The organism is Hydrocoleum sp. CS-953 (assembly GCF_002260545.1).
Lineage (GTDB): Bacteria > Cyanobacteriota > Cyanobacteriia > Cyanobacteriales > Microcoleaceae > Trichodesmium.
Genome location: NZ_LGSU01000857.1, coordinates 1 through 5,074, shown reverse-complemented (window position 1 = coordinate 5,074; position 5,074 = coordinate 1). Strand labels below are relative to the sequence as shown.

The 5,074-nt window shown below is 37.4% G+C and carries 3 protein-coding genes; all 3 read right to left on the bottom strand.

The genetic code is table 11. From position 1 onward, the window contains the following. Window positions 1-985 precede the first annotated feature (985 nt). Window positions 986-1,261 (bottom strand): hypothetical protein (locus tag AFK68_RS11150; protein ID WP_210407350.1); only part of this gene is annotated, 276 nt, incomplete at its 3' end. A gap of 728 nt (window positions 1,262-1,989) precedes the next feature. Then, window positions 1,990-2,850, bottom strand: a complete 861-nt coding sequence (locus tag AFK68_RS11145; RefSeq protein ID WP_094672791.1) for an amino acid ABC transporter substrate-binding protein — start codon at window positions 2,848-2,850, stop codon at window positions 1,990-1,992. Between the two features lie 18 nt (window positions 2,851-2,868). Next, window positions 2,869-4,638, bottom strand: coding sequence for an iron uptake porin (locus AFK68_RS11140; RefSeq protein WP_094672789.1), 1,770 nt, complete (start codon window positions 4,636-4,638; stop codon window positions 2,869-2,871). Between the last annotated feature and the right edge of the window lie 436 nt (window positions 4,639-5,074).

Here is a 5,074-nt window from a genome sequence, read left to right as displayed (position 1 = left end):
GCTGTAGGTTAATCATGTTATTTGAAATTCTCTTTAGATCCCCCCGCTCCTTTTAAAAAGCAGGGGAAAGCCTTCAAAGTCCCCTTTGTAGGGGCGGGTTCCACATTAAAATTAACAACTTTAAGCATCAGATCAAATAAACCCGCCCCAAAATCTAGCGCACACCCATTAGATTTCTCAGTCTACTACTGAACTGACACAGAAAATCGAATGTATATTATATCCTTGGTGTGGGGGCGGGTTGATCGAATTTTAGTTGAAAACTCATTAATTTAACGGGGAAACCCGCCCCTACATATCGGCAGATTTTATCTGTGTACCCCACACCTAAATTATCAACCTTTCCTCAAACGATAAGCAAAAGTACCAAATACGAATAAACCTATTGCAGAAGTAGGTTCGGGAACTGAACTATTAGGTTCAGGTTCAGAACCTTCTACTGTCAGTGGAGAAAAATTATCAAATGCAAGTCCCACACCAGTCGCATTTCCCCTATAGACTAGACGAATAGCATGAATATCTTTTTCTGGGCGGTCAAAAGACCAAAGCCAAGGAGAAGATTCTAAGGCATCATTACCAACAGGACTGATAATAGAATCAATCACAGATAAATCAGATCCCAGTGCTTGAACTTCCCATTGTTCAAATCCTCTTGCTGGCTCCCCATCAATATCCCAAATTTCGGCCGATGCAGCTTTTGTTGGAGAAGTATAAGAAATTAGAAGAGATTCACCATTAGCTAGTGAGCTAACTCCCCGAAGGAAAAAACTACCTAACCTCTCTTCAAAACCAGGAGCAGCTATATCAAATCCTCCTCCTATTGTTGATAAAAAACCTGATACAGCATCTGAAGAGCCAACCGCCTCTAAATTGGCGAAAAGTCCACCATCGGGTAAACCATCGAGGTTACGATCAATGCCAAAAGTTACACCCAAGGATGAAAACTGATTTGTAATTGGCATATTATCTACAGCTAAACTTCCANCCCTGATACAGCATCTGAAGAGCCAACCGCCTCTAAATTGGCGAAAAGTCCACCATCGGGTAAACCATCGAGGTTACGATCAATGCCAAAAGTTACACCCAAGGATGAAAACTGATTTGTAATTGGCATATTATCTACAGCTAAACTTCCATCAGGAAACTTACCATCCACAGGTTCAAAATTAATCAGAGATGCTGCATTAACTGAATGATTTGGCAATACACACACAGAGGTGGCTGCCACAATACCCGTCAATATTTGTTTGATTTTACTCATTATTATTCGGTCAAAAATACAAAGTTAATTATAGAGGAGTTTTCTTTTTTCTCTCTATATTAATTAATTTCTTTATAGAATCCCTGAGTGTATCTTTGTAAAGGAGTCAGTCCTCAGGAGAAAAGAGAATTTATCAAGATTTACACGCTAATATGAAGATGAAAGTTTTGTTATACCGAACCCGAGTGGATTTGATATAAGTACATAATAAAAATATATCCGATAATAACAATTAAAATCAATTACTCTACAGAAATCATCAATTATCTCGCTCCCAAGATAGGTTAGGAGTGGGTTCCCTACTCCATACTCTGTACGGACGTTGCATGCAAAGTCCCTACCTACTCCCTCTTTATCTGTAGATGTCTAATAGATCCCAAATGGCTTCTATATCAGGTTTGAACTTCTATGCACCTAATAGACAAAATTTCTGTAGATAAATCTCAAATGGTGCGTTATGACGGATTCCTAAATAACTTTCATAGTTTAAATTGTGGCCGTCTAACGCACCCTACTCAATCTCCTGACTTCTAACCCACCCTCAACCTGATAACTGATAACTGATGACTGAAATAACTCCCTATTCTTGAATACAAGCATCATAAATTCTTTGACNCTAAATAACTTTCATAGTTTAAATTGTGGCCGTCTAACGCACCCTACTCAATCTCCTGACTTCTAACCCACCCTCAACCTGATAACTGATAACTGATGACTGAAATAACTCCCTATTCTTGAATACAAGCATCATAAATTCTTTGACTATTCTCACTTAGATCGCCCAACCATTTTTTTCTGACTCTTTGAGCTTTTTTATCATTAGCAAGAAAGTCATTAACATACCTTTTCCAACTAGAATTTTCTTCCCCTCCAGGAAGTATAAAGCCATAACGCGCACAAAATGGCCGCCCATTTTGCTGCGGAGTGATTAAATTATAATCTGCCCCTAACTCAGAGTTCAATATAAATAATGAACCTAACAAAAGAGTTCCATCACTAGCAAATCCATTAATTTCACCATCCAATAAAGCTTTTACTCCTTGTTCTCTACTTAAATATTTATTATCAACTTGTTCTTCAGGATAACTCTTCTTGATATCACTTTCATTAGTTGTATTCTTAGCTACACCAACTATCCCATTACCCGCTTTAAAATCTTCTTCTTGGGTTGCTTTTTTGACTAAGATTTGTGTTGCTGTAATAAAAAAAGGTGAAGAAAAACTAACACCATACTTAGCTTCACGTTCAGTACTAATAGTATTAGGACCACACTCCAAATCTACCTGACCACTTGTTACCATATCCCAACGACTTTGGGTAGTTGATGTAACTAATCTTACCCTAATTGGGTCGAGTTGATTAGCACTGAGACGATCAGCTAAAGCATAGGCAATATCTACACAATACCCCGTCCATTTTCCGTCATCACCTCTATAGCCAAACCAAGGAGAATCTCCTCTAACTCCTACATAGATCAACTCTCTTCTAATGATGGTTTCTTCTGTTTGTGCTTGACTAATTTTTTGTGGAAAAATAGTCCCTAAGAATGCTAGGGATGAAGCAATCAAAATTTTTAGTTTGTTATTCATTTTTCCTCCTTTGAATAATTAGAATCTCCAAGTAGCTCGAGTTACAAATACTGTAATTGGGTCATTTCGATCATCATGCTCTGGTTGTGTTTCAATAAAGAAACCAGACGTTAAATCTATATTATTTGAAATTCTATAATTGTAGAAAATTTGAAATTGTATAGAAGTATCTGGATCGTCTTCTCCACCATCAATATCTGTTACTTTCGGTTGTTGCCCAACTGAAAGACCTAACATTCCATTTTCAAATACTAAGTCATCTATAGCTACTGTTACTGCCCAATGCCAAATATCTGCTTCATCTCCTTCGCGATCGCCTGCTTCAGCTTCAGCATTACTATAACCAACCCAACCAGAAAAAGTAAATGGTGCCCAACGATAGCTAGTTTGGAATCCAAAATGGTCTGCTGAAGTTGCTACTCTGCCAAAAGGTCGTTGAGCATTTCTACTACCTGTAAAGCCTGATACATTAACTAAATCTGCTGTATAATATGATCTTACATAAGCAAAAGAAAAATCAAAATCTACTGTAGGTGAGACTGTTAACTGAGCATAAGCACTATTTGTACCGTTAAAAATTCCACCACCTTCTCTGGGGTCGTTTACTCTTCCTGTACCACCACCAGGACCACCTCCAAGATAAGCTAAATCTAACCTAAAATTCTGGTTAATTTGATAACTATAACCCAAACCAGCACCCCCTACTTGGATGTAGATGGTGGGGTTGTAAGCAGGATACAAGGCAAGACTTCCTGTATTACCACTAATTAGTCTAGGATTAAGTGCAGGAGCCATTAAGTCAAAGTCAAGTCCAGCAGCTCCAATATAAAGACTCATTTTAGTGTTGAGAGGGAAAATATAGTATACTTCTGTTAATCGCGCTATATTGTCCGGTGGAGAGCCTGCGTTTAAGAAAGTATGAGCTGATTCTGTATTTAATCCTGGTAAATCTCCTACTCTTAGTCTAGTTCTTAGGAAGTCTAGACCTGTAAAACTGGTATCGAAGTTCAATGTTACGGCATGACCAAAAGCCATCTGAACGTCATCAGCACTCACAGTAGCTCCGTCTTCACCATCATTACCAAAAGCATCATATAGAGCCATGGTTACTTGCCCTTTTAGCAAAGTTGTGGTAGAAAACTGATTAGCTTCTAGAATATCTGTCCGAGTTTCCAGAGCATTTAGGCGAGACTTAAGGTCAGCTATTTCGATGGCAAAATCTTCTTGTAATCTTTGGCTTTTTGCTAAGTCTTCTTGGGAAATATAACCTTCACCGAATTCTTGAATCAGACTTTGAATAACTTGTAAACATTCGTTAAGATTTGCTGCAAATTCGTAACGACTGATAGCTCTATTGCCACTAAATGTAGCATTTGGGGAGGCCAGTAAACAACCGTAACGTTCTGCTAATCCTTGGAGGGCACTGTAGGCCCAATCTGTAGGTAGGACATCACTAAGTTGATTGACAGAGTTAATTCGTTCTAAGGAGGGAGATATTTCTGAAGGTTGGTTGAGTTGATTGTATTGTTCTATTTGTCCTAAAGTATCCTTAGTTTCCTCTGTGATTGTAGTTGTGGTTTCCTGATTTGAGTTAGCAAGTGGTTGAGATTTTGGCGGAGGTGGGTTGAGTGGGTTATACTCTTCTATTTTTTCTAAAATCTGGGCAGTTTGCTTAATACCTTTATTTGATACTTGCTTCTGAGCTTTACTGCTGGGAGCAATAGATAAAACAAATCCCATTCCTAGAATTAAGGGAAAAATTACAACATCATAAACTTTACGTCCCATATTTTTAATTTGATAATTTATATTGGCGGTACTAAAAGCATTACGATTTTAATACGCAAAGGGCACTATTAAAACTTTTCTTCTAATAGACCTCTTCCAAAAGTAAAAGTCATAAATTTTTTCGTATATTTTTCGCTAAAATATCTTCCTTCTTCCCTATTCTCTATAGCAATTCTAAATAGGTCCTAACAAATCAAAAAGTCTAGGATTGCTATATTACCAACTTCTGCAAGAAATCTAATGATTATTTCTACTGCTGATGTCTGACTTTTTTTGTGCCAGAAAATATTTAGCAAAAATATGAAATAATCAGAATTTGCAGTGTATTGTTAATTTTTGCTAGTTTGAATTTTTAGAATCTCCAAGTAGTTCTCGTAAGAATTACCCAAAGAGTCTCATTTCTATCATCATGTTCCGGTTTTGTCTCGATGAAAAA